A 22,605-nucleotide genomic window follows, 5' to 3' on the forward strand; every position below is an offset into this window, starting at 1 on the left:
GATGCGCCCTCTCCCAGCCGAGGGCCGAGGCAGGCCATGATCACGAGCATCCCCAACCTGCTCACCATTTCGCGCGTGGTGGCGATCCCCGTGATCGTGGCCCTCTTCTACGTCGAGGGACGGGAATGGCAGTGGCTGGCCTGCCTCCTCTTCTCGATGGCGGCGATCACAGACTATCTCGACGGTTATTTCGCCCGCGTCTGGCGCGAGCAGTCGGCTTTCGGCCGCTTCCTTGATCCCGTGGCGGACAAGCTGCTGGTCGCGGCGGTGATCCTGATGCTGGTCGCGTTCGGGCGTATCTCCGGTCTGTCGGTCATCCCTGCCCTCATCATCCTTTGCCGCGAGATCCTGGTCTCGGGGCTGCGCGAGTTCCTCGCGAGCCTGCAGGTCAGCCTCCCGGTCAGCCGTCTCGCCAAGTGGAAGACGACGATCCAGATGGTCGCCCTCGGCTTCCTGATCGTCGGCAATTCGGGGCCGGTCTGGCTCCCCGTCGAGACGATCGGCGACATCGGGCTCTGGACCGCGGCGATCCTCACACTGATCACCGGTTGGGACTATCTCCGCGCTTCTGCACGCTACGTGACCCCGGGTGCCGAACCGCCGCCGTCGGGCGGCGTGCCGCGGCCGGCGGCCGAGGGAGCTGGACAGCGATGAAGGTCCTCTATTTCGCGTGGCTACGCACGAAGACGGGTATCGGCGAGGAGGATGTCTCGCCGCCCGCCGAAGTCGCGACCGCGGGCGCGCTCGTCGACTGGCTCGCGAGCCGCAGCCCAGGTCATGCCGACGCGCTGGCGAACCGCAAGGTCGTGCGCGTCGCCGTGAATCAGGAGCATGTGGGCCTGGACCATCCGGTGCGGGCCGGCGACGAAGTCGCGCTCTTTCCGCCCGTCACGGGGGGCTGACGCCATGATCCGTGTCCAGCGCGAGGCATTCGACACCGGCGTCGAACTGGCGCGCCTATCGGCCGGCAATCACGGCATCGGCGGCGTCGCCTGCTTTCTGGGACTCGTGCGCGATATGCTCGGCGACGGCACTGCCGTGAAAGCCATGACGCTCGAGCACTATCCCGGCATGACCGAGCGCGAACTGGAGCGGATCGAGGCCGAAGCCAACCGGCGCTGGACGCTCGACGCCAGCCTGATCGTCCACCGCTACGGCCGCCTGGAGCCGGGCGAGCCGATCGTGCTGGTCGCCACCGCGTCGCCGCACCGTCAGGCGGCGCTCGACAGCTGCGCCTTCCTCATCGACTGGCTGAAGACGAAGGCGCCATTCTGGAAGCTTGAGGAGACGCCGGAGGGCGAACGCTGGGTCGACGCCCGCGAAGCCGACGACGCGGCCGCCGCCCGCTGGCAATCCGCCGGCTGATCCTTCCCCCATGCCGTTTCCCGGACGGAGCATTGCTCATGCGGACGACCGCGTTCGTCTTCGCCGCCGCTGCCGCCCTCATGTCCACCGCCGCCGGTGCGCAGAGCTTCTCCGCCTGCGTCGACGGCCTCCGGGCGTCGGCCGCGAGCGCCGGGATCAGCAGCGGCATCCTCTCCGACGCACTGAACATCGACGCACCGAACGAGGACATCCTGCGCGTCTCCCAGGTGCAGCCGGAGTTCAAGACGCCGATCTGGGACTATCTCGGCTTCCTCGTGGATGAGCAGCGCGTCGCCGACGGTCGCGCGATGATGCAGCGCTACGACGACGTGCTGCGCCGCGTGGAGCGGAGCTACGGCGTCGACCGCCACGTCGTCGCCGCGGTATGGGGCGTGGAGACCGACTATGGGCGCGAGACCGGCCGGAACTTCCTGCCGCACGCGCTGGCCACCCTCACCTGCGCCAGCGATCGGCGCACAGACTTCTGGCGCGGCGAACTGCTCGCCGCGCTCAAGCTGGTGCAGAACGGCGATCTGAGGCTCGACGAACTCTATGGCTCGTGGGCCGGGGCCTTCGGCCAGACGCAGTTCATTCCGTCGACCTATCAGCGCCTGGCGGTCGATTTCGACGGCGACGGCCGGCGCGATCTGGTCTCCTCGGTGCCCGACGCGCTCGCCTCTACGGCGAACTACCTGAAGCGCGCCGGCTGGCGCAGCGGCGAGCCCTGGCTGATCGAGGTCCGCGTCCCCGGCGGCTATTCCGGGCCGGAGGGACGCGGCGACAAGATGCCGATCGCCGATTGGGCACGGTACGGCATCGTTCGGGCCGACGGCGCGTCGCTGTCGGGCGGAACGCCAGCCGGCCTGCTGCTGCCGGCGGGCGCGGCGGGTCCGGCCTTCCTCGTGACCCGCAATTTCGATGCGATCTATCAGTACAACCACGCCGAATCCTATGCGCTGGCGATCTCGCATCTCGCCGACCGGCTGATGGGACTGCCGCCGTTCCGTACGGCCTGGCCGACGGACGACCCCGGCCTGTCGCGCGCCCAGCGCCTCGAACTGCAGAAGCTGCTGCTCGCCGCCGGCTACGACATCGGCGAGGCGGACGGCAAGATCGGCCCCGCCTCGCGCGCCGGGATCGCCGAGGCGGAGCGGCGTTTCGGCATGGAGCCGACCGGCCGGGCCGGCCAGAAGATCTATCGCGCGCTGGGCGGCCGATAGCTGGAGGAGCGATAGCGCGGCACCCCGTAGGGCACGCTGCAGCCCAGAATGCCGACCACCGCTGCGGCGAGCGGGATCGCCGCCTCCGGGACATCCAGCGCATAGAGCGTGAGCGCGCTCGCCAGGCACCAGAGCAGGGGGATCGCGCATACGACCCACGCCCCGGCGGCCGGGATGGTGAGGACCGCAAACCCGATCGTCGCCATCGCGGTGGGATCGGGTGCGATGCCGAACAGCTCCGCCGCCTGCCACGGCCGCCCCGCCAGCGGCGCCACGAAGGGGTGCAGGGCGACGGCGTAGACGATCAGGAGCAGCCCGCACCCCGTCCGGAGCGTCGGACCGGGCAGGTCGAGCCAAGCCCGACCGGCGAATCCTGCCGCGAACAGCAGCAGGCCCTGCACCGCGAAGAACGGCACAACGTAGGCGACGGCCCAGTTGATCGCGGCGTACCGTCCGCCGAGGAAGCTCAGCCCCACCCAGACCCAGACGGCGCCGAGCGCCACGAAAGCGGCCAGACGCAGCGCCCGCGACGGACGACTGAGGGCCCCCGCCATCAGGATCAGCGCCGCCACGCCGGCGAGCAGCGCTGGCCACGCCGCCGCATTCTGCAACTCGAACATCCGCCAATAGACGCGGGGCGAGAAGAGGACGAAGTCTTCCAGGCTGTAGCTCGACCAGTCGGCCATCAGAGGTCACGCACGTAGGCTGACATGCGTTCCCGCATCGCCGCGTCCGGCAGCGGGTCCGACGCCGCGGCAACGTTCTCGCGGACATGATCGACGCGCGTGGTGGCCGGAATCGCGACGGTCACCGCCGGATGGGACTGAATGAACTTCAGGATGATCTGCGCCCAGCTCTTCGCACCGATCTCGGCGGCCCAGTCGGGCAGCGGTTCCCGCGCCAGCCGGTCGGTCAGGCTGCCCTGGCGGAACGGCCTGTTGACGATCACCGCGATTCCCCGCTCCTGCGCCATCGGCAGGATGCGCTGCTCCACCTCGCGATCGAGGACGTTGTAGGTGACCTGGACGAAGTCGAGCGGCCGTGTCCGCATCACCTCCTCGAACAGGTCGTGGCGCCGGTTCTCGGACGTGGTGATGCCGACGTAGCGGACCTCTCCGGCCGCCTTCATCGCGGCCAGCGTCTCCAGATGCTCGCGCCACGCGAGCAGGTTATGCACCTGCATCAGGTCGAAGCGCGGAACGCCCCACCGCCGCGCCGAGCGCGCGATCTGCTCGGTCCCCCGGTCGCCTTCCGAGGTCCAGACCTTGTCGGCGGAAAACACCTGCTCCCTCGCCCCCAGCTTCTCCAGCCCGAAGCCGACGACGTCCTGGGACGCCCCGTACATCGGCGACGAATCGATCATCGTCCCGCCCGCTCCGAAGAACGCCGCCATGACCGCGGCGCTCTCGTCGCGCAGCCGCGGATCGCTGCCGACGTTGAAGGTGATCCAGGTGCCCAGCCCTACCGCAGGCACTTTCTCGCCGCTCGACGGGATCGTGCGCATCAGGGGCGCCGGCGCGGCATGGAGCGCCGGCAGGGGCAACAGCCCCGCCCCGGCGAGAGCGGCTCCGCCGCACAGAACGGTCCGCCGCGTAACCGATCGCGTCATAATATCTCCCTTCGACGGCGGCCCCGGTCATTCAACGCGGCGTCGGCGGACCGGGTCCCTTTCGGCGTTACGCCGCGCGACATGCCCTGGATTGCCGCGCGGCGCGGCCGGGGGTACGACTAAGCGCCGAGAGCCAACGCCAGCCACCGGGAACGCCGCATGCCGAACGCCAGCATCGCCGATCTGATCGAGGACCGCTTCGGTGTGCGGATCGACCCCGGCTCGGACGTGCCGGGCGAAGAGACGCTGGCGCGCGTGCTCGCGCGGCGTACCCACCGGCGCTATGCCGACCGGCCCGTCCCCGAGCCCCTCCTCCAGACCCTGCTCGCCTGCGCCTTCTCCGCCAGCGCCAAGTCCGACCTGCAGCAGTCGGGCGTCATCCTGGTCCGTGATCCGGCCAAGCGTGCCACCATCGCGGGCTGGATCCCGGACATGCCCTGGATCGCGCAGGCCCCCGTCTTCATGGTGTGGATCGGCGACAGCCGGCGCATCCGACGGATCTGCGACCTGCGCGGCAAGCCGTTCGGCAACGATCATCTGGACAGCTTCCTGAACGCGACGGCCGACTGTGCGCTGGCGATGCAGACCTTCATCCTCGCCGCCGAGGCGGCCGGGCTCGGCTCCTGCTGCATCAGTGCCGTGCGCAACCATGCCCAGGCACTGGCCGACCTCCTGGAGATGCCGAAATGGGTTTTTCCGGTCGCCGGCCTGTGCCTCGGCTGGCCCGACCGCGAGGGCTTCATCAGCGCGCGGCTGCCACTGTCGCTATCGGTCCATACCGACCGCTACGACGACTCCCGGCTCGAGGAGGAGGTCGACGGCTACGACCGCCGGCGCGAGGCGCGCAACCCGACCCCGCCCGAGAAGCAGCGCGACCGCGACCTCTACGGAACCTCGCCCGCCTACGGCTGGTCCGAGGACAAGGCCCGGCAGGTCTCGCACACCGAGCGGGACAATCTGGGTCCGTTCGTCCGGCGCCAGGGGATAGGGCTGGAGTGACCCACACGTTGAGCCGCGTATGATCGGCACTGCGGCGGTGCGGGCTCTTTTCTCGCGATCCGGCGGGATCGGCCGCGCCTTCTCCAACCGCAACTTCCGCATCTGGACGACGGGCAACGTCTTCTCGCTGATCGGCACCTGGATCCAGCGCGTCGCCGTCGGCTGGCTCACTTGGGAACTCACCAAGTCCGGTGCATGGCTCGGGCTGATGGCCTCGGCCGAGTTCCTGCCGTCGATCTTCGCCGGTCCCCTGGGCGGCGCGGTCGCGGACCGCGTCGACAAAATCAATCTGACGCGCATCTGCCAGATCTTGCTGGGCATTCAGGCGTTCGTTCTGGGTGGGCTCACCCTCGCGGACAGCATCACGCCGGAGATCCTGTTCCTCCTGACCCTCGTCTTCGGCATCGTGACGGCCTTCAACCAGCCGTCCCGGCTGTCGCTGATCGCCGTTCTTGTTCGGCGCGAAGACATCTCTGCCGCCGTCGCGATCAACTCGATCATGTGGAACGGCGCCCGGTTCGTCGGCCCGGCGATCGCCGGTGGTTTGATCGTGTGGGTCGGAGTCGGCTGGACCTTCATGGTGAAGGCGGCGACGATCCTGATCTTCCTCTTCTCGATATCGCTGCTGCGGCTGCCGCCGGTCCCCAGCAAGCAGTCCACCGTGTCGATGTGGCGCGAGATCACCGAGGGCTTCGCCTACGTCTTCCGCCACCCGGCGATCGGTCCGCTGCTCCTGGTCCTCGTCGCCGGGTCCGTCTTCGCGCGCCCCTTCGCCGAGCTGCTGCCCGGCTTCGCGGACGCGGTCTTCGGCCACGGTGCAGACGGCCTGGCGATTCTGACCTCCGCCACCGGCCTGGGTGCCATGATCGGCGGCATCTGGCTCGGCCAGCGCGGACGCCTGGGTGGCCAGACCGGCATCTCCATCACCAGCACGCTGCTGCTGTCTCTGGGCCTCCTCGGCTTCTGCGCGACGGACGTCTTCTGGATCGGCGCCGCCAGCCTAGTCGTGGCGGGCTTCGGCATGGTGGTGCATGGGGTCACCACGCAGAGCCTGATCCAGCACGCCTGCGATCCGGCCATGCTGGGCCGGACGCTCAGCATCTACGGCTTGAGCTTCCGTGCCGGGCCCGCGCTCGGCGCCATCGTCATGGGGGCCGCATCCGACTTCGTCGGCCTGCGGGCACCGGTGGCCGTCGGTGCCGTGCTCTGTATCGCCGTCTGGGCCTGGGCGATCACGCGACGGGAATCACTGGCCGGGATGCTGGAGGCGACGGAAAAGGAGGGATGACACCTCGCGCTCAGCGCCGGTAGCCCAGCACCCTGCCCGCGACCGCATCGAGCCGCGCCATCGTCTCGGGATCGCGCATCTCCGGCGGCGTGATGATCGCGTTGTCGAGGGCGTGGTGGCAGCCGGCGGAGCACGGCCCGGAGTGGGCGCCCAGCTTCGGTACGACAGCCCGCACCAGCGAGCGTGCGGTATCGGCATTGCCGAGAAGAACCTTCACCACCGCCTCGACCGTCACATGGTCGTGGTCCGGATGCCAGCAGTCATAGTCGGTAACCATCGCGACGGTCGCGTAGCAGATCTCGGCCTCGCGGGCGAGCTTGGCCTCCGGCATGTTCGTCATGCCGATGACGTCGCAGCCCCAGGACCGGTAGAGGTTGGATTCGGCCCGCGTCGAAAACTGTGGGCCCTCCATGACCAGGTACGTCCCGCCCCGCACCGCGTCGATACCCTGCTCGGATGCGGCCGCCTGCAGGGCGTCACCGAGGCGGCGGCAGACGGGATCGGCCACCGAAACATGGGCCACGCACCCCGTGCCGAAGAAGCTCTTCTCGCGGGCGAAGGTGCGGTCGATGAATTGGTCGACGATGACGAAGCGCCCCGGAGGCAATTCCTCCTTGAGCGAGCCGACCGCCGAGAGGGACAGGATCTGGGTGACGCCGCAGCGCTTCATCACGTCGATGTTGGCGCGATAGTTCAGTTCCGTGGGTGGGCGACGGTGCCCACGGCCATGGCGGGGGAGGAAGACCAGACGCTGGCCTTCCAACTCGGCGTGCATCAACTCGTCGGAGGCGGTGCCGAAGGGCGAGTGCACCCGCTCCCATCGGACGTCGTGGAGGCCCGGGATGTCGTAGATACCGCTGCCGCCGATGATGCCGAGAACGGTCGGCCGCTGCGCGTCGGACATCTAGGCCTCCTCCGGTCGGGAGTCGGGAGCGTCGTCCAAACGACGCCCCCGACGGATCAGGTCAGTGGATGTTCGCCCAGACCTTCCGCTTCACCGCATAGAGCAGCGCGGTGAAGATGATCAGGAACAGAAGGACCTTGACGCCCATGCGCTTGCGGTCCTCGAGGTTCGGCTCCGCCGCGAAGGCCAGGAAGGCCGATACGTCGAGTGACATCTGCTCGACGGTGGCTTCGGTCCCATCCGGATACTCGATGCTTCCGGCGGCCAGCGGCGGCGCCATGGCGATCATGTGGCCCGGAAAGTACAGATTGTAATACATGCCCGGCGGCACGGTGATGCCCGCGGGCGGCTCCTCGTAGCCGGTCAGGATGCCGTGCACATAGTCGGCGCCACCGACCCGGGCCTTGGTGATCAGCGACAGGTCGGGCGGATAGGCCCCACCGTTCGCCGCACGTGCCGCCTTCTCGTTCGGGAACGGCGACACGAAGCGGTCCGACAGGCGGCCCGGACGTTCGAACATCTCGCCGTCGTCGTTGGGTCCGTCGACGACGATCTTGCTGGCCGCGATCTCCGCCGCCGCCGCTTCCGAGACGCCGACTTGCGTCAGGTTGCGGTACGACAGCAGCGACATCGCATGACACGCCGCGCAGACCTGATTGTAGACCAGGAAGCCCCGCTGCACGCTCGGCTGGTCGAACGTGCCGAAGATCCCGTTGAACGACCAGTCGACCGCCGGAGGATGCACCGCCTCGCCGGCTGCGAACGCGGCACCCGGCAGGACGACGGCGGTCATTCCCGCCGCGAGGGCCGTTCCCCGCAGACGCTTAAAGAACCGTCCGAACATCACGCCTTCTCCATCGGTCGCGCAGAGGGGGCGCCAGCAGCGACACGTCCGCCGCCGCGCAGCACCGGCTCGCTGATGCTGGCTGGCAGGGGCCGCGGACGCTCCATCTTGCCGAGGAGCGGCACGATCACCAGGAAGTGCAGGAAGTAGTACGCGGTGGCGAGGCGACCGACGACGATGTACCAGCCCTCCGCCGGCTTGCCGCCGGCCCAACCCAGCACGAACACGTCGATCAGCAGCAGCCAGAAGAACCACTTGTAGACCGGCCGGAAGCGCGCGCTGCGCACCGGCGAACGATCAAGCCAGGGCAGGATGACCAGGACGAAGATCGCGGCGAACATCAGGAGCACACCGCCGAGCTTGTCGGGCACCGCGCGGAGGATCGCGTAGAACGGCAGGAAGTACCATTCGGGCACGATGTGCGCCGGCGTCACCAGCGGGTTGGCCGGGATGTAGTTGTCCGGATGGCCGAGATAGTTCGGCGCGAAGAAGACGAACGCGCAGAACACGATCAGGAACACGCCGAGGCCGAAGAGGTCCTTGATCGTGTAGTAGGGATGGAAGGGGATCGAGTCCTGCGGGCCCTTGGTGTCGATGCCGAGGGGATTGTTCGACCCGTGCGTATGCAGCGCAACGATGTGCAGAACCACCACGCCCACGATCACGAAGGGCAGCAGGTAGTGCAGCGCATAGAAGCGGTTCAGCGTCGGGTTCGCGACCGAGAAGCCGCCCCAGAGCCACGTCACGATCGATTCGCCGACCAGCGGTATGGCCGAGAACAGGTTGGTGATGACGGTGGCGCCCCAGAAGCTCATCTGGCCCCACGGCAGCACGTAGCCCATGAACGCCGTCGCCATCATCAGCAGCAGGATGACGACGCCGAGGATCCACAGCAACTCGCGCGGCTGCTTATAGGAGCCGTAGTACAGCCCACGGAAGATGTGGATGTACACCACGATGAAGAAGAACGACGCGCCGTTCATGTGGATGTAGCGGATCAGCCAGCCATAGTTCACGTCGCGCATGATGCGCTCGACGCTGTTGAAGGCCATGTCCACATGGGCGGTGTAGTTCATCGCCAGCGTGATGCCGCTGACCAGCATGATGGTCAGCACGATGCCGGCGAGCGACCCGAAGTTCCACATGTAGTTGAGGTTCTTCGGAGTCGGATACTCATGCAGTTCGTGATGCATGTAGGTGAAGACCGGAAGCCGGTCGTCCACCCACTTCACGAGCCCGTTGCGAAAGGCGGGAGAGCTCATCTGCGTCAGCCGATCCGTATCTTCTGGTCTTCGATGAAGGAGTACTGAGGTACGGCGAGGTTCGCCGGCGCAGGCCCCCTGCGAATGCGGCCCGAACTGTCGTAGTGCGAGCCGTGGCACGGGCAGAACCACCCGTCATAGTCGCCTTTGGGATCGCCGGCCTTGGTGCCCAGCGGCACGCATCCCAGATGCGTGCAGACACCGACGACCACGAGCCATTCCGGCTTCTCGACGCGGTCCGCATCCGCCTGCGGATCGGGGAGATCATTGACGTTGACCGTCTCCGCCTCCTCGATCTCCTTCGGAGTACGATGGCGAACGAAGACCGGCTTGCCACGCCAGACGACCGTGATCGCCTGACCGACCTGGATCGGCGTCAGATCCACGTCCGTCGTCGATAGGGCGAGGACGTCGGCCGACGGATTCATTTGATGGATGAACGGCCAGACCGCCGACGCGAGGCCGACGGCGCCCACCGCGCCAGTCGCCAGATAGAGAAAGTCCCTGCGGGACTCGCCGTCTGAGTGACCCGCCGTGTGTGCCGCTTGCGCCATGAATTCCCCTTATCGTCGAGTGCCGGACGACGAGCGGGCCAGAATGCTTCCCCACCCGGCGGCGGCAATGCGGCAAGCTGACGCGGAACCGGGTCCGGCACCTCAGCCCCGCAGGCCGCCGAGACGTATAATCGAAACGTCCGGCGATGCAAATGCCCGGACTGCCACATTTCGGACGGAGTCGACCCTGCGCATCGCCCTGCTCGAACCGGACATCCCGCAGAACGTCGGCACGATCCTCCGTCTCGGAGCCTGCATGGGCGTGCCGATCGACGTCATCGAGCCGTGTGGCTTCATCCTGGAGGACCGCCGGCTGCGCCGCGCCGGGATGGATTATATCGCGCTGTCGAACATGACGCGGCACCGCGCATGGGAGGATTTCCGTATCGCCCAGGCCACGCGCGGCGGGCGCCTGGTGCTGCTCACGACGGCCGCAACGGCGGACTGCTACAGCTTTTCGTTCGATCCCGCGGACACCCTGCTCCTCGGGCGCGAGAGCGCCGGCGTTCCGGCCGCGGTGCACGCGGCGGCGCACGCGCGCCTGCGCATTCCGATGGCACCGGGAGCACGTTCGCTCAACGTTGCGCTGGCCGCCGCGATGGTATTGGGTGAGGCCCTGCGACAGACAGGCGCGCTGCCGAAGGACCCATGAGCGAAGAGATCGAATCCCGAAAAGCGACTGCCCGCACCTGGTTCGAGTCGCTGCGCGACCGGATCTGCGGCGCGTTCGAAAGGATCGAGGACGAGCTGTCCGAGGCGCAGGCCCGCGGCGTGGCGCCCGGCCGATTCGAGCGTCGCGCCTGGCAGCGGCCGCCGACCGCCCCGGAGACGGATGCCGGCGGCGGCGTCATGTCGATCATGCATGGCCGCGTGTTCGAGAAGGTCGGCGTCAACGTGTCCACCGTCTACGGCACCTTCTCCGAAGAGATGCGCAAGCAGATCCCGGGGGCGGACGAGGATCCGCGCTTCTGGGCGAGCGGCATCTCCCTGGTCGCGCACATGCGGTCGCCGCTGGTCCCGGCGGTGCACATGAACACCCGCCACATCGTGACGACCAAAGCCTGGTTCGGCGGCGGCGCGGACCTGACGCCGATGAGCGAGGATCCCGATAGCGCGGCGATGCTGCACGGCGCGCTCCAGGCGGCGTGCGACCGGCACGGTGCCGACTACTACGCGCGGTTCAAGGCGTGGTGCGACGAGTATTTCTATCTTCCGCACCGGGGCGAACCGCGCGGCGCGGGCGGGATCTTCTACGACTGGCTGGACAATGGCGACTGGGACGCCGACTTCGCCTTCACCCGGGATGTCGGAGAGGCGTTTCTGGTCGCCTATCCGGCCATCGTCCGGCGCCGCATGGAGGAACCCTGGACCGAGGCTCAGCGCGAGCACCAACTCGTCCGCCGCGGCCGCTACGTCGAGTTCAACCTGCTCTACGATCGCGGCACCCAGTTCGGCCTGCGCACCGGCGGGAATGTCGAGGCCATCCTGATGTCGATGCCGCCCGTCGCGAAGTGGCCGTAACGAGGCGATCACCCTACTCCAGGCGGACCGGCTCGTTGCTGAGGTTGCGGCCGAGCGCTTCCACGAACAGCGGCGCCAAGGCAACGGCCCCGAGCGGCAGATCGCCGTTGTTCATCCGATAGACGGCGCGGCCCTCCCAGATCGTCTGGCCAGACGCGACGTCGACCAGTCCGCCCTCCAGGACGCCGAGCACGTACAGTTCCTCCTGCTGGCCGGCGCCGGTGCCAGCCGGGGGCTTGCCGCTCCCCCGCCTGCCGTCCCTGGTCTTGCCGCCCTGCGGCGGCTCGGCCGTGCCTGCGGCACCGATAGTATAGGTGTCCAGGGTCAGCCGGAGCGTCGGCCCCTTGTCGGCGAGCCATCCCGCCTTTTGCAGCAGGTTGTGCGTCTCCCATGCGAGCCGGACATTGTCCGGGCTGTCGTCCGCCAGAACCACCTCGACATAGGACGGCCGGGGCGCTGCCGCATAGGCGACGGCGGAGAGCGACGCGCTGCCCAGGGCTGGTGCAGACGCTTCCTGCGCCACCACGGCTCCGCCCGCGGCGACCGCGGCAGCGGCCAGCATGCACGTGAGTGCCAGTGCGGATCTGATCGGACGGTGGATTCTCAAGGTCGGTACCCGGACTGTGGGCGCATGCGCTGGTGCCGACATGTCGGCGGCACCGCGACGAGGCGCAAGGCCGTCCGTCACCCGCCGGCGGCGGCGGCGCCGCGCGCGACGATGGACCGGAGCTCGGCGAGACACGCCTCCCGGTCGGGGCGAAAATCACGCTCCATCCACCATGTCTCGACGCCACGGAGCGCGGCCCCCACCGCAGGCCCCGCGGTCACCCCCGCCTCGGCAGCGTCGCGGCCGTTGATCGGCAGGCGCGGTGCCGTCCACGATCGTGCCGCCTCGAGCCGCCGCGCGAGGAGCCGGGCGGCCTCACCGCCCTCGGCCGCGTCGAGATAGGCAAGGTCGCGATAACGCTCGGCGCCGTCACGGTAGAGGCGCCGCCGCATCGCCGCGGCATCATCCCCGAGCGCCCCTTCCCCGCCTGTCGCGGCACGAAAGCGGGCGGCATCGAGCAACCTGCGACGCTCGCCGTTCGAGAGCCTGAGCCGGTGCGCGAATGCATCCACGGCATCGGGCGCCATGTCGACGAGCGCCGCGAGCCGTCGGACGGCGTCCGTCTCGCCGCCGGCGCGCTCGAGATCGACCAGCGCCGACAGCCTCGCGAGGCAGTAGGGTTGCGGGAGAAGGTGGACGAGGATTCCCGCCTCGTCCATGACACGAAGCGCGGGGATCGGATCGGGCGCTTGCAGCAGGCGCAGGAATTCGCGGCGCACTCGCTCGGCCGACAGGCCAGCCAGCATCGGCGCCGCCTCCCGGCACGCCGCCAAGCCTTCGGCATCCGGCGGAGGCCTCCCGTACCAGGCATGGAACCGGAAGAAGCGGAGCAGGCGCAGCACGTCCTCCGCGATCCTGCGGCGCGCATCGCCGACGAAGCGGACGCGGCCGGCGCGCAGGTCGTCAATGCCGCCGAACGGATCGAACACAGTGCCGTCGGGTCGGCAGGATAGCGCGTTCATGGTGAAGTCGCGGCGGGCGGCGTCGGCCTGCCAGTCGTCGGTGAAGGCGACGCGGGCATGCCGGCCGAACGTCTCGACGTCGTGGCGCAGGGTCGTCACCTCGTAGGGATGGCCGTCGACGATAGCGGTAACTGTCCCGTGCGCGATCCCCGTGGGTACCGCATGCAGGTCGGCCGCATGCAGCAGGTCGACGACCCGGTCGGGCGGGTCCGGTGTCGCCAGATCGATGTCGCTGACCGGCCTGCCGGCGATGGCATCGCGCACGCAACCCCCGACGAACCGCACCTCGGCACCACCGGCGGTCAGCGCAGCGAGAAGACGCCGCGTCGCCGCGCTCTGCATCCAGGGCTGGGGAGCGAGCGGGACCGCATGCTGCATGGTCTACTGGAAGTGGCCCGGGACCAGCTTGCCGTCCTCGAAGCGCGGCGGCACGTAGGTCGATCCGGGCGGCTGGTGTTCAACGGCGATCCATACGGCGGCGCTGGCGGCCACCAGGACCAAGCCTGCGCCGACGAGCCAGATCCACGGGCCTCGCCGCAGATCCGCCAGCGTGTGCTGTCGCGCATAACGCGCCCACAGCACATACGCCACGGTCGGGAGCAGCAGCGGAACGACGATCTGGAGAATGATTCGAATCAAGCGCGCAATACCTCGTAAAGGTTGACCAGCATGCCGGCCGTCGCGCCCCAGATGTACCGGTCCTGGTAGGGTAGCACATAGAAGCTTCGACTCCGGCCGTCGCGAACGGCACTGTCCCGCCGGTGGTTCGCGGGATCGAGCACGAAGTCGAGCGGCACTTCGAAGACGTCGGCGACCTCGAACGGATCGATCTTCAAGGGAAACGGCGGCTGGATCCATCCCACCACCGGCACGACGCCATATGCCGTCGACGTCTCGTAGAGATCGAGCCGGCCGAGCACCGCCACATGCTCCGGCGGCAGGCCGATCTCCTCCTCGGTCTCGCGCAGCGCCGTGGCCACCAGATCGGGGTCCTGCGGTTCATGGCCGCCGCCGGGGAAGCTGATCTGCCCGGCGTGCTTCTGGAGATGTGCCGTCCGCTGGGTCAGCAGGACCGTGAGGCCCTCCGGCCGGTCGATCAGCGGCACCAGGACACCCGCGGAACGCAGGGTCCGCTCGCCCTTCGGACGACCCGCCGGGTCGAGGTCGAAGTCGCTGCGGCCGGCGGAGGAGCGGCGGCCCGGCGCTTGGCCGTTCAGCTTCGCCGCGATCTCGTCACGCGTCATTCGGCCGGCGCCGTTCCGAGCGGGAAGAAACCGCCGGCGCTGCGGACGCCGAGCATGGTCTCGCCCTTCCCGTCTTCCCGCTCCTCGGCGCGCTCCACGAGGTCGTAGAAGACCGCCCGCGTCACCAGCGCCTCGATCCCTTCTCGCAGGAGGATGTAGGGAGACGGTTCGCCGGTCGCCGGATCGAGTTCGACCCGCAGCGGGTGCTCCTCGTCGAGCGTCACCCACTCGTCGATGTTCGTGCGGAACCGGAGGCACCGCGTCTCGCCCTCGCCTTCCTCGACCATCTCCACGGCGACGAACGGTGCATCCTCCACCTTGACCGCGACGCGCTCCACCGGCGTGGCCAGCATATAGCCGCCGTCTTCGGTCCGCCGCAGGACGGTCGAGAAGAGCTTGACCAGGGGCAGGCGCTTGAACGGCGTGCCCTCGTGGTACCAGGTCCCGTCGCGCGCGATCCGCATGTCGCCCTGCACGAGCGGCGGCACAGGGCGTGCGCCGGGTGCGGCCGCCGTCGATCCTGTGTCCGGCGCGCTGTCGTTGTTTGGCGTTTCCGTCATTTGGCCGTCCCGCTTTCGCCGTATTTCACGTTACACTCAACCGAACGCCGTCCGGTGGTCGCCGCCCGGTCGGGACATATAATTCACGGCGCACCGTCACGGTTCGAACGGAAGCCATCCGATGCTGGGCAGCGACACGGTTCTCAGGAGCGCGACCGGCGAGGCACTCGCCGCGGAGATAGAGGCGCTCGGCGATCGCCTCGCTCGGGCACGGTCCGAGATCGGCAGCATCATATTCGGGCAGGAGGAGGTGGTCGACCAGACCATCGTCACCCTGCTGTCCGGCGGACACGCCGTGCTGATCGGCGTGCCCGGGCTCGGCAAGACTCGACTGGTCGAGACGCTGGGCGCCGTGTTTGGCCTCGACGAGAAGCGGGTCCAGTTCACGCCGGACCTCATGCCGGCGGATATCCTCGGATCGGAGATCCTAGAAGAGACCGAGAACGGCCGGCGCGGCTTCCGCTTCGTGGAGGGCCCGGTCTTCGCGCAGCTCCTGATGGCCGACGAGATCAATCGCGCCAGCCCGCGCACCCAATCGGCACTGCTCCAGGCGATGCAGGAACGGCGGGTTTCGGTAGCCGGGCAGTATCGGCCGCTGCCCAAGCCGTTCCACGTGCTCGCGACCCAGAACCCCCTGGAACAGGAAGGCACCTATCCACTGCCAGAGGCGCAGCTCGACCGTTTCCTGATGGAAGTGGACGTCGTCTACCCGGACCTCGCGGCGGAGCGTCAGATGCTGATCGCCACGACCGGCCTGGAGGAGCAGCCGCCGCAGCGCATTCTCACCACGACGGACCTGCTCGAAGCGCAGCGCCTCGTGCGCCGCATTCCGGTCGGCGAGGGCGTCCTCGACGCCATCCTGCGGCTGGTTCGGTCGGGCCGACCCGGGGAGAGCTCACTGCCCGGTATCGACGACGCGGTGGCCTGGGGTCCCGGACCCCGCGCCTCTCAGGCCCTGATGCTCGCCACCCGCGCCCGCGCGCTGCTCGACGGACGGCTGTCGCCGTCGGTCGACGACGTGCTCGCCCTCGCCCGGCCCGTCCTGCGCCACCGCATGGCGCTGACCTTCGCGGCGCGCGCCGACGGCATGACCGTGGACGCGGTGATCGATCGGCTGTGCGAGCCCCTGGCCTGACGCGCCCGATGACAGCGCCGCGTGCCGGATCCCGTCTCGATGCCGAACGGCTGGGAGCCGGCCTGCCGCCGCTGCTGCTGGCCGCCCTGCGGATCGCCGAGACCGTCTCTCCCGGCGTGCACGGCCGCCGCCGATCCGGTCCGGGCGACGCCTTCTGGCAGTTTCGTCACTATCAGCCGGGCGATTCGGTCCGGTCGATCGACTGGCGCCGTTCGGCGCGCGCGGAGCCGGTCTTCGTACGCGAGAACGAGTGGGAATCCGCCCAGACCCTTCTGCTGTGGCGCGACGTGTCGCCGTCGATGCGCTGGCGGTCGGCGCGCACGCTCCCGGAAAAGGCGGAGCGCGCGACGGTGCTCATGCTCGCGCTCTGCTCGCTCCTGCTGCGCAGCGGCGAGCAGGTCGGCCTGCTCGGCGACGCCGCGCCGCCCGTTCGCGGCGTTCCCGGACTCGGCCGGATTGCCGACATCGTGGAGCGCGGCGAGCCGTCGGCGGACGACGCGATCGGAATGCCGCCGCCCGTGCCGGTTCCGCGGCATGCGCAGGTCGTGATGTTCGGTGACTTCCTCGATCCCCTGCCGGAGATCGAGGCACGCATGCGGACCTTCGCGGCGCAGGCGGCACGCGGACACCTGCTGCAGGTGCTCGACCCAGCGGAGGAGGCCCTGCCCATGCGCGGCCGCATCCGCTTCGAGGGCCTGGAGCATGAAGGCTCGCTGCTCGTCCGCCGGGCAGAGCGCCTGCGGCCCGACTATCTCAGCCGCCTCTCGGCGCAGCGAGCGGGCCTTGCGGTCCTGGCACGGCAGCTGGGTTGGACGTTCGCCACCCACCATACCGACGCTCCACCCCACCTGGCGCTTCTGGCCCTGCACCGGGCGCTCACGCTGGCGCCGAGCGTCTGATGCTGCAGCTCGGGCCGCTCGCCTTCCTCTCCGCCCCGATCCTCGGCGCGCTGCTGCTGCTGCCGCTGATCTGGTGGATCCTGCGGATATCGCCGCCGGCACCGCGGATGGTACGGTTTCCGGCGATCCGGCTGCTGTTCGGCCTGCGCCAGGACGAAGAGACGCCGGCGCGCACGCCCCTTTGGCTGCTGCTGCTGCGCATGCTGCTGGCGGCGCTGGTCATCCTGGCCCTCGCCCATCCGATCCTGAACCCAGCCGTCGGCCGGATCGGGACGGGCCCCATCCTGATCGTCGTCGACGACGGCTGGGCGGCAGCCCGCAACTGGCCAGCGCGAATCGCTGCGGTAGACGCTCTGCTCGACGATGCCGAACGGACCGAGAGGCCGGTCGTGCTTCTGACCACGGCTGCGGCCCCCAGCGGCGAGCCACCGCCCGAACTATCGCTGCAACGGGCGGCGGACGTCCGCGCCGCCGTGCGTGCCCTGGAGCCTAAGCCGTGGCCGGTCGACCGCGCCGCGGCGGCAAGGCGCCTCGACGGCCTGTCTTTGGATGCGCCGGCGTCGGTGCGCTGGATCGCGGAAGGCGTCGAGGGGCAGGATGTGGCGGTGCTCGCGCGACGCCTCCAGCGGTTCGGCCGCCTCGAAGTCGTCACCGATCCGCGGGCGGAGGCGGCCCGTCTGATCCGTGCGCCCCGACGCGACGGCTTGACGCTGACGCTCGTGGCGGAGCGCGCCGCCGCGATCGGCCCGGAACGTCTCTTCATGCGCGGCCTCGCCACCGACGGACGCACCGTGCTGCGTGAGGAACTCGCCTTCGCGCCGGACGCGACCCAGGCGGAAACCGCCCGGGACCTCCCAAGCGAGATTCTCAACGCGCTGGCCGTACTGCGCATCGACGAGGAGCCGAGCGCCGGCGCGACGTTCCTGCTCGACGAAGGCTGGCGCCGCCGCCCGGTCGGCATCGCCGTCTCCGGCGCGGTCCAGTCCGGCCACCCGCTGCTCGACGACCTGCACTATCTGACCCGCGCTCTCGCGACCTACACCGATCTGCGCAGGGGCTCCCTGTCCGAACTGCTCGACGGCCGTCTGGCAGTCATCGCCATCACCGATGCGGTAACCATCCCGGATGATGTGCGCCCCCGGTTGGACGCCTGGGTCGAGGCGGGCGGGGTGTTGCTGCGCTTTGCCGGCCCCGACCTGTCGGACGGCCGCGACGACCTCCTGCCCGTGACGCTGCGCGTCGGCGGCCGCGCCCTCGGCGGTGCGCTGTCCTGGTCGCAGCCGCAGCCGCTGTCGGGCTTCGCGGCCGACGGCCCCTTCGCAGGCTTGGCGCCGCAGGCCGAGGTGACGGTGTCGCGCCAGCTCCTCGCCGAGCCCAGCATCGACCTCGTCCAGAAGACCTGGGCCAGCCTCGCGGACGGCACCCCGCTCGTCACCGGCGCACCGAACGGCAAGGGATGGCTGGTCCTGTTCCATACGACGGCGTCTGCGGACTGGTCGTCGCTGCCGATGTCGGGCCTGTTCGTTCAGATGCTGCAGCGGATCGTCGCCCTCAGCCAGGGGGTGACCGGCGGCGACGCCGAAGGCCCCCTGCCACCGGTCGAAGTGCTCGACGGCGCCGGCCGGCTCGAACGGCCGACACGCCCGATCCGACCGATCGCGGTGTCCGACATGCTCCGGACGGCACCCGGACCTGATCGGCCGCCCGGATTCTACGGCGACGCTGCGGGGGTCCGGGCCTTTAACCTGAGCCCCTCCCTCGCGGCGCTGACGCCGTTTCCGCGAGACCTGCCGGGAGGTGTCGCCATCGGCACCTTCGGCCGCGGCACCGCCGAGCGCGACCTGAAGCCGTGGCTTCTGGTCGGCGCCGTCCTGCTGGCGCTCGCCGACCTGATGATCGCCCTCGGCCTGCGCGGCCATCTCACCGGACTCGGCCGCCCCCTGCGGCGCACCGCGGCCGTCTCGTTCGTCGCGGCGGCGGGACTGGCCGCGGGACTGGCCGCGGGCGCCCCGCTTGCCGAGGCCCAGACCGCTGAACCGAGCGTATCCGAGGAGGCGGCGCTCGCCGCCACCCTGAAGACCCACTTGGCCTATGTCCGCACCGGAGTCGCCGATGTCGACCGCATCAGTCGCGCCGGCCTCGGTGGACTCAGCCGGACCCTCAGCCAGCGCACCTCGATCGAACCCGGCGACCCGATCGAGGTGGATATCGAGACCGACGAACTCGCCTTCTTCCCGCTGCTCTACTGGCCGGTCATGCCAGAACAGCCTGCGCTGACGTCGCGTGCGCACGGGCGCCTTCTGGCCTATCTGCAGAACGGCGGCACCGTATTGTTCGATACCCGCGACCAGGGCGCCGTCGCCGGAACCCTCGATCTCGGCGCGCAGCTGGTGACACCGGAGGGCCGGAAGCTCCGGGAGATCCTGCGGGGGGTCAACCTACCCTCGCTGACGCCGGTCCCGCCCGATCACGTCCTGACCAAGGCGTTCTATCTCCTGCACGATTTTCCCGGCCGCTGGACCGGCGGATCGGTCTGGGTGGAAGCGACGTCGGGGAATCGGAACGACGGCGTCTCGCCCGTGATCATCGGCGGGCACGACTGGGCGGGCGCCTGGGCGACCGGTCCCGAGGGGCAGCCGCTGCTCCCGGTCGTTCCGGGCGGTGAGCAGCAACGCGAAATGGCGTGGCGGTTCGGCGTGAATCTCGTGATGCATGTCCTGACGGGCAACTACAAGACCGATCAGGTGCACGTTCCCGCCATTCTGGAGCGGCTCGGCGAATGAGCGCGGCTCTCACCAGCATCGCGTTCAGCCCGTTCGTTCCCTGGTGGACCATCGGGGCCCTCGCCACCGTGGCCCTCCTCCCGATCTGTTTCGGCTTCGTACGTAGTGCACGGGGCATGGTGTGGCGCGCCGGTATGCTGGCACTGCTGCTGCTCGCCCTCGCCAACCCGTCGCTCGTCGAGGAGCAGCGGCGGCCGCAGCAGGACGTTGCCCTGCTGGTCGTCGACGAATCGGGCAGCCAGGGCGTCGGCGACAGGACGGCGCAGCGCGAAGAGGCCGTCGCCAGGCTTCAGGAGGAACTGTCGGACCTGCGGGATCTCGACGTCAGGGTCGTTCGCGTCGGCGACGAGAAGCTGGCGCCGGGGACGGAGCCGACAGAAGGCGGCACCCGGCTGTTCGGCGCCATCGCGCGCGAACTGGCCGATGTACCGGTGCAGCGCCGCGCAGGCACCATTCTCGTCACCGACGGACAGGTGCATGACGCGCCCTCGGCCGGCGACGCACAGCCCGGTGCGCCGGTGCACGCCTTGCTGACCGGTCGCCCCGCCGAACGCGACCGGACCCTGCGCATCGTGCGCGCCCCCGGCTTCGGCATCGTCGGACAGGAGGTCGAGGTCACCATCCGGGTCGACGACCTGCCGCTCTCGGGCGATCGCCCCACCGTCGTTCCCGTGGCGATCCGCCAGGACGGGCAGCCGGCACGGACGCTCAATCTGCTGTCGGGGCGCGACGAGATCGTCCGCATCCCCATCGAACGGGCGGGCGGCACCGTGGTCGAGTTCGAGACAGCCTCTGCGCCCGGCGAACTGACGGACATCAACAATCGCGGCGTCGTCGTCATCAACGGCGTCCGCGACCGGCTGAGGGTGCTTCTGGTCTCGGGGCAGCCCCACGCGGGCGAACGCGTCTGGCGCAACCTGCTGAAGTCGGATCCGGCGGTGGATCTCGTCCACTTCACGATCCTCCGCCCGCCGGAGAAGCAGGACGCGACGCCGATTCGGGAGCTTTCGCTGATCGCCTTCCCCATCCGCGAGCTTTTCGAGGTCAAGCTCTCCGAGTTCGATCTCGTGATCTTCGACCGCTACTCGCGCCGCGGCGTCATCCCGCAGCTCTACCTCTCCAACATCGCCAAGTTCGTTCAGGACGGCGGCGCCCTGCTGGAAGCGGTCGGCCCCGGCTTCGCCGAACCGTTCGCGACGCTCTACCGCACGCCGCTGGGGCAGGTCCTGCCGAGCGAGCCCACCGGACGCGTGATCGAACGCGGTTTCCGGCCGAAGGTGACCCCCCTCGGCGAGCGCCATCCGGTAACCGCAGGCCTCGCCGAGCGCGCCGCGCGCGGCGCCCCATGGGGCCGTTGGTTCCGGCAGGTCGACGCCGACGTCCGCGAGGGCGAAACGCTCATGACCGGGGCCGACGACCGGCCGCTGCTCGTCCTCAGCCGTATCGGCGAGGGCCGTGTCGGGCAGTTGCTCAGCGATCACATCTGGCTCTGGGCGCGCGGCTTCGAAGGCGGCGGGCCGCACGGCGAACTGCTCCGCCGCATGGCGCACTGGCTGATGAAGGAGCCCGACCTCGAGGAAGACGCCCTGCGCGCCGAAATCTCGGGCGACCGGCTGCTGATCCAGCGACAGAGCCTGGCGCCGGATCCGGCGCCGGTAACCATCGTGGCACCCGACGGGACGCGCACCGAGGTCACACTGGAGGACGGCACCGGCGGCCACTCCACCGCGTCCGTTCCGATCGCCCAGGCGGGCCTCTATCGCATCGAAGACGGGTCGAACACCGCCATAGCCGCCGCCGGCCCGCCGAACCCCGTCGAGTTCACCGATGTCCGTGCCACGACGCGGCGGCTGACGCCGGCTGCGGAGACGACCGGCGGCGACGTGCGCTGGCTGGTCGACGGCATTCCCGACATCCGTCGTGTCCGCCCGGATTCGGGGGCGCATGGCCGTGGCTGGATCGGACTGCGCGTCAACGGCGACTACACGGTGACCGGCGTCCGCGAGATCCCACTGCTCCCGCCGCTGGCGCTGCTGGTCCTGATCTGCGGCAACTTGGTGGCTGCATGGCGGCGCGAGGCACGCTGACCATGACGCCGCACGCTTCGACGGACCTCGTGATCTTCGACTGCGACGGCGTGCTGATCGACAGCGAGTCGATTGCCTGCCGGGTCGATGCCGCGTGCCTCACCGAAGCCGGCTTTCCGACGGAGGCGCACGAGGTGCGCAGCCGCTACGTCGGGATCGGCGCCGCAGCCATGTTCGCGGACCTGGAGGCGCGCCACGGTCGTCCCCTGCCCGCCGGCATTCCCGATCTGATCCATGACCGACTCGCGGCCGCCTTCGAAGCCGAGTTGGAAGCGGTTCAGGGAATAGCGGACGTGGTCGCCGCCCTGCCCTGCCGCACCTGCGTCGCGTCGAGCAGCGGGCCCGAGCGGCTCCGACACTCCCTCGGCCTCGTCGGCCTGTACGAGCGCTTCGCCCCCCACATCTTCAGCGGGACGCAGGTCGCGCGCGGCAAGCCGGCACCGGACCTCTTCCTGTTCGCCGCCGGCCGGATGGACGTTCCGCCGCACCGGTGCCTGGTCGTCGAGGACAGCCTCGCCGGCGTGGAAGCCGCCGTCGCGGCCGGAATGCGGGTCATCGGCTTCACCGCGGGAGGCCATTGCCTGCCGGGACACGGCGCGAGGCTGAAGGAGGCCGGCGCTTTCGCTGTCGCGGCGGACAGCGGCGCGCTGTCTTCGCTCCTCCCCTCCCGCTAGGGTCGCCCCTCGCTGTTCCGCAGACTGCGCCGGGGCCTTATCGACCTTTGACATGCGGACCGCGGAGGCCCATGTATCAGCAGCGAAT

Annotated in this window: 24 protein-coding genes; 13 read left to right on the forward strand and 11 right to left on the reverse strand. The window is 69.5% G+C overall.

Annotated features, from left to right (window positions below):
* Nucleotides 1–36: 36 nt before the first annotated feature.
* From pgsA to ABIE65_RS00710, 4 genes are read left to right on the forward strand one after another with little or no spacing between them, the layout of a single operon-like run.
* Nucleotides 37–654: a CDP-diacylglycerol--glycerol-3-phosphate 3-phosphatidyltransferase gene (gene pgsA, locus ABIE65_RS00695; RefSeq protein WP_354074885.1), complete on the forward strand. Its 618-nt coding sequence runs from the start codon at nucleotides 37–39 to the stop codon at nucleotides 652–654.
* Nucleotides 651–902, forward strand: a complete 252-nt coding sequence (moaD, locus tag ABIE65_RS00700) for a molybdopterin converting factor subunit 1 (protein ID WP_354074886.1) — start codon at nucleotides 651–653, stop codon at nucleotides 900–902. Before pgsA ends, moaD begins: the two co-directional genes overlap by 4 nt.
* A 4-nt stretch (nucleotides 903–906) precedes the next feature.
* Entirely contained in the window at nucleotides 907–1,365 is a 459-nt protein-coding gene (locus ABIE65_RS00705) for a molybdenum cofactor biosynthesis protein MoaE (protein WP_354074887.1), read from the forward strand.
* A gap of 38 nt (nucleotides 1,366–1,403) precedes the next feature.
* Nucleotides 1,404–2,585 carry a lytic murein transglycosylase gene (locus tag ABIE65_RS00710; RefSeq protein WP_354074888.1) on the forward strand — a complete coding sequence of 394 codons (1,182 nt, stop codon included), beginning with the start codon at nucleotides 1,404–1,406 and terminating at the stop codon, nucleotides 2,583–2,585.
* Here the strand turns inward: ABIE65_RS00710 and ABIE65_RS00715 are convergent.
* Both ABIE65_RS00715 and ABIE65_RS00720 read right to left on the reverse strand, forming a co-directional pair.
* A complete protein-coding gene (locus ABIE65_RS00715) occupies nucleotides 2,561–3,271 on the reverse strand; it encodes a DUF6064 family protein (protein WP_354074889.1) in 711 nt (236 codons plus the stop codon). The genes ABIE65_RS00710 and ABIE65_RS00715 overlap by 25 nt on opposite strands.
* On the reverse strand, nucleotides 3,271–4,194 hold the full coding sequence (locus ABIE65_RS00720) for an aldo/keto reductase (RefSeq protein WP_354074890.1): 924 nt from the start codon (nucleotides 4,192–4,194) through the stop codon (nucleotides 3,271–3,273). The genes ABIE65_RS00715 and ABIE65_RS00720 overlap by 1 nt, the downstream gene beginning before the upstream one ends.
* Before the next feature lie 159 nt (nucleotides 4,195–4,353).
* Here ABIE65_RS00720 and ABIE65_RS00725 point away from each other — a divergent pair, with 159 nt between their 5' ends.
* On the forward strand, nucleotides 4,354–5,193 hold the full coding sequence (locus tag ABIE65_RS00725) for a nitroreductase family protein (protein ID WP_354074891.1): 840 nt from the start codon (nucleotides 4,354–4,356) through the stop codon (nucleotides 5,191–5,193).
* 19 nt (nucleotides 5,194–5,212) lie between these two features.
* A complete protein-coding gene (locus tag ABIE65_RS00730; RefSeq protein ID WP_354074892.1) occupies nucleotides 5,213–6,481 on the forward strand; it encodes an MFS transporter in 1,269 nt (422 codons plus the stop codon).
* A gap of 10 nt (nucleotides 6,482–6,491) precedes the next feature.
* Here ABIE65_RS00730 and ABIE65_RS00735 read toward each other — a convergent pair whose 3' ends face one another.
* The 4 genes from ABIE65_RS00735 to petA form a co-directional block, all read right to left on the reverse strand.
* Nucleotides 6,492–7,385, reverse strand: a complete 894-nt coding sequence (locus tag ABIE65_RS00735) for an S-methyl-5'-thioadenosine phosphorylase (protein WP_354074893.1) — start codon at nucleotides 7,383–7,385, stop codon at nucleotides 6,492–6,494.
* A gap of 61 nt (nucleotides 7,386–7,446) precedes the next feature.
* Entirely contained in the window at nucleotides 7,447–8,229 is a 783-nt protein-coding gene (locus ABIE65_RS00740) for a cytochrome c1 (protein ID WP_354074894.1), read from the reverse strand.
* Nucleotides 8,229–9,491 carry a cytochrome b gene (locus ABIE65_RS00745; RefSeq protein WP_354074895.1) on the reverse strand — a complete coding sequence of 421 codons (1,263 nt, stop codon included), beginning with the start codon at nucleotides 9,489–9,491 and terminating at the stop codon, nucleotides 8,229–8,231. Before ABIE65_RS00745 ends, ABIE65_RS00740 begins: the two co-directional genes overlap by 1 nt.
* Before the next feature lie 5 nt (nucleotides 9,492–9,496).
* Nucleotides 9,497–10,045: a ubiquinol-cytochrome c reductase iron-sulfur subunit gene (gene petA / locus ABIE65_RS00750; protein WP_354074896.1), complete on the reverse strand. Its 549-nt coding sequence runs from the start codon at nucleotides 10,043–10,045 to the stop codon at nucleotides 9,497–9,499.
* A 199-nt stretch (nucleotides 10,046–10,244) separates the two neighbouring features.
* On the opposite strand from petA, the gene ABIE65_RS00755 reads away from it, so the two are divergent.
* Entirely contained in the window at nucleotides 10,245–10,697 is a 453-nt protein-coding gene (locus ABIE65_RS00755; RefSeq protein ID WP_354075684.1) for a tRNA (cytidine(34)-2'-O)-methyltransferase, read from the forward strand.
* On the forward strand, nucleotides 10,694–11,566 hold the full coding sequence (gene hemF, locus ABIE65_RS00760; RefSeq protein WP_354074897.1) for an oxygen-dependent coproporphyrinogen oxidase: 873 nt from the start codon (nucleotides 10,694–10,696) through the stop codon (nucleotides 11,564–11,566). Before ABIE65_RS00755 ends, hemF begins: the two co-directional genes overlap by 4 nt.
* A gap of 13 nt (nucleotides 11,567–11,579) precedes the next feature.
* On the opposite strand, the gene ABIE65_RS00765 is transcribed toward hemF, so the two are convergent.
* The 5 genes from ABIE65_RS00765 to ABIE65_RS00785 form a co-directional block, all read right to left on the reverse strand.
* The gene (locus ABIE65_RS00765) at nucleotides 11,580–12,128 is read right to left on the reverse strand and encodes a hypothetical protein (RefSeq protein ID WP_354074898.1); all 549 of its coding nucleotides are present in this window, start codon (nucleotides 12,126–12,128) and stop codon (nucleotides 11,580–11,582) included.
* Between the two features lie 122 nt (nucleotides 12,129–12,250).
* Complete coding sequence (locus ABIE65_RS00770) at nucleotides 12,251–13,513, reverse strand: CCA tRNA nucleotidyltransferase (protein WP_354074899.1); 1,263 nt, start codon at nucleotides 13,511–13,513, stop codon at nucleotides 12,251–12,253.
* Between the two features lie 3 nt (nucleotides 13,514–13,516).
* Nucleotides 13,517–13,774 (reverse strand): DUF6111 family protein, encoded by a 258-nt coding sequence (locus ABIE65_RS00775; RefSeq protein WP_354074900.1) that lies wholly within the window; start codon nucleotides 13,772–13,774, stop codon nucleotides 13,517–13,519.
* Entirely contained in the window at nucleotides 13,771–14,379 is a 609-nt protein-coding gene (locus ABIE65_RS00780) for a CoA pyrophosphatase (RefSeq protein WP_354074901.1), read from the reverse strand. The genes ABIE65_RS00775 and ABIE65_RS00780 overlap by 4 nt, the downstream gene beginning before the upstream one ends.
* Nucleotides 14,376–14,939, reverse strand: a complete 564-nt coding sequence (locus tag ABIE65_RS00785; RefSeq protein WP_354074902.1) for a DUF1285 domain-containing protein — start codon at nucleotides 14,937–14,939, stop codon at nucleotides 14,376–14,378. The genes ABIE65_RS00780 and ABIE65_RS00785 overlap by 4 nt, the downstream gene beginning before the upstream one ends.
* A 121-nt stretch (nucleotides 14,940–15,060) precedes the next feature.
* Between ABIE65_RS00785 and ABIE65_RS00790 the strand changes: the two genes are divergently transcribed.
* The 5 genes from ABIE65_RS00790 to ABIE65_RS00810 are packed head-to-tail and all read left to right on the forward strand — an operon-like array spanning nucleotide 15,061 to nucleotide 22,517.
* A complete protein-coding gene (locus ABIE65_RS00790) occupies nucleotides 15,061–16,074 on the forward strand; it encodes an AAA family ATPase (protein WP_354074903.1) in 1,014 nt (337 codons plus the stop codon).
* A gap of 8 nt (nucleotides 16,075–16,082) precedes the next feature.
* Nucleotides 16,083–16,973 carry a DUF58 domain-containing protein gene (locus ABIE65_RS00795; protein WP_354074904.1) on the forward strand — a complete coding sequence of 297 codons (891 nt, stop codon included), beginning with the start codon at nucleotides 16,083–16,085 and terminating at the stop codon, nucleotides 16,971–16,973.
* On the forward strand, nucleotides 16,973–19,756 hold the full coding sequence (locus ABIE65_RS00800; protein WP_354074905.1) for a DUF4159 domain-containing protein: 2,784 nt from the start codon (nucleotides 16,973–16,975) through the stop codon (nucleotides 19,754–19,756). The genes ABIE65_RS00795 and ABIE65_RS00800 overlap by 1 nt, the downstream gene beginning before the upstream one ends.
* Nucleotides 19,753–21,843 carry a hypothetical protein gene (locus ABIE65_RS00805; RefSeq protein WP_354074906.1) on the forward strand — a complete coding sequence of 697 codons (2,091 nt, stop codon included), beginning with the start codon at nucleotides 19,753–19,755 and terminating at the stop codon, nucleotides 21,841–21,843. The genes ABIE65_RS00800 and ABIE65_RS00805 overlap by 4 nt, the downstream gene beginning before the upstream one ends.
* Nucleotides 21,822–22,517 (forward strand): HAD-IA family hydrolase, encoded by a 696-nt coding sequence (locus ABIE65_RS00810; RefSeq protein WP_354074907.1) that lies wholly within the window; start codon nucleotides 21,822–21,824, stop codon nucleotides 22,515–22,517. Before ABIE65_RS00805 ends, ABIE65_RS00810 begins: the two co-directional genes overlap by 22 nt.
* The last annotated feature ends 88 nt before the right edge of the window (nucleotides 22,518–22,605 follow it).

Origin of the sequence: Constrictibacter sp. MBR-5, assembly GCF_040549485.1 — a bacterium.
Lineage (GTDB): Bacteria > Pseudomonadota > Alphaproteobacteria > JAJUGE01 > JAJUGE01 > Constrictibacter.

What these genes read in the sequence shown, in the direction of transcription:
- ABIE65_RS00745 (WP_354074895.1), bottom strand. Translation starts at nt 9,491, where the DNA reads ATGAGCTCTCCCGCCTTTCGCAACGGGCTCGTGAAGTGGGTGGACGAC.
- pgsA (WP_354074885.1), top strand. Translation starts at nt 37, where the DNA reads ATGATCACGAGCATCCCCAACCTGCTCACCATTTCGCGCGTGGTGGCG.
- ABIE65_RS00705 (WP_354074887.1), top strand. Translation starts at nt 907, where the DNA reads ATGATCCGTGTCCAGCGCGAGGCATTCGACACCGGCGTCGAACTGGCG.
- ABIE65_RS00765 (WP_354074898.1), bottom strand. Translation starts at nt 12,128, where the DNA reads ATGCTGGCCGCTGCCGCGGTCGCCGCGGGCGGAGCCGTGGTGGCGCAG.
- ABIE65_RS00790 (WP_354074903.1), top strand. Translation starts at nt 15,061, where the DNA reads ATGCTGGGCAGCGACACGGTTCTCAGGAGCGCGACCGGCGAGGCACTC.
- ABIE65_RS00795 (WP_354074904.1), top strand. Translation starts at nt 16,083, where the DNA reads ATGACAGCGCCGCGTGCCGGATCCCGTCTCGATGCCGAACGGCTGGGA.
- ABIE65_RS00730 (WP_354074892.1), top strand. Translation starts at nt 5,213, where the DNA reads ATGATCGGCACTGCGGCGGTGCGGGCTCTTTTCTCGCGATCCGGCGGG.
- ABIE65_RS00735 (WP_354074893.1), bottom strand. Translation starts at nt 7,385, where the DNA reads ATGTCCGACGCGCAGCGGCCGACCGTTCTCGGCATCATCGGCGGCAGC.
- moaD (WP_354074886.1), top strand. Translation starts at nt 651, where the DNA reads ATGAAGGTCCTCTATTTCGCGTGGCTACGCACGAAGACGGGTATCGGC.
- ABIE65_RS00770 (WP_354074899.1), bottom strand. Translation starts at nt 13,513, where the DNA reads ATGCAGCATGCGGTCCCGCTCGCTCCCCAGCCCTGGATGCAGAGCGCG.
- ABIE65_RS00725 (WP_354074891.1), top strand. Translation starts at nt 4,354, where the DNA reads ATGCCGAACGCCAGCATCGCCGATCTGATCGAGGACCGCTTCGGTGTG.
- ABIE65_RS00710 (WP_354074888.1), top strand. Translation starts at nt 1,404, where the DNA reads ATGCGGACGACCGCGTTCGTCTTCGCCGCCGCTGCCGCCCTCATGTCC.
- ABIE65_RS00785 (WP_354074902.1), bottom strand. Translation starts at nt 14,939, where the DNA reads ATGACGGAAACGCCAAACAACGACAGCGCGCCGGACACAGGATCGACG.
- ABIE65_RS00780 (WP_354074901.1), bottom strand. Translation starts at nt 14,379, where the DNA reads ATGACGCGTGACGAGATCGCGGCGAAGCTGAACGGCCAAGCGCCGGGC.
- ABIE65_RS00715 (WP_354074889.1), bottom strand. Translation starts at nt 3,271, where the DNA reads ATGGCCGACTGGTCGAGCTACAGCCTGGAAGACTTCGTCCTCTTCTCG.
- hemF (WP_354074897.1), top strand. Translation starts at nt 10,694, where the DNA reads ATGAGCGAAGAGATCGAATCCCGAAAAGCGACTGCCCGCACCTGGTTC.
- ABIE65_RS00800 (WP_354074905.1), top strand. Translation starts at nt 16,973, where the DNA reads ATGCTGCAGCTCGGGCCGCTCGCCTTCCTCTCCGCCCCGATCCTCGGC.
- ABIE65_RS00805 (WP_354074906.1), top strand. Translation starts at nt 19,753, where the DNA reads ATGAGCGCGGCTCTCACCAGCATCGCGTTCAGCCCGTTCGTTCCCTGG.
- ABIE65_RS00720 (WP_354074890.1), bottom strand. Translation starts at nt 4,194, where the DNA reads ATGACGCGATCGGTTACGCGGCGGACCGTTCTGTGCGGCGGAGCCGCT.
- ABIE65_RS00740 (WP_354074894.1), bottom strand. Translation starts at nt 8,229, where the DNA reads ATGTTCGGACGGTTCTTTAAGCGTCTGCGGGGAACGGCCCTCGCGGCG.
- ABIE65_RS00810 (WP_354074907.1), top strand. Translation starts at nt 21,822, where the DNA reads ATGGCGGCGCGAGGCACGCTGACCATGACGCCGCACGCTTCGACGGAC.
- petA (WP_354074896.1), bottom strand. Translation starts at nt 10,045, where the DNA reads ATGGCGCAAGCGGCACACACGGCGGGTCACTCAGACGGCGAGTCCCGC.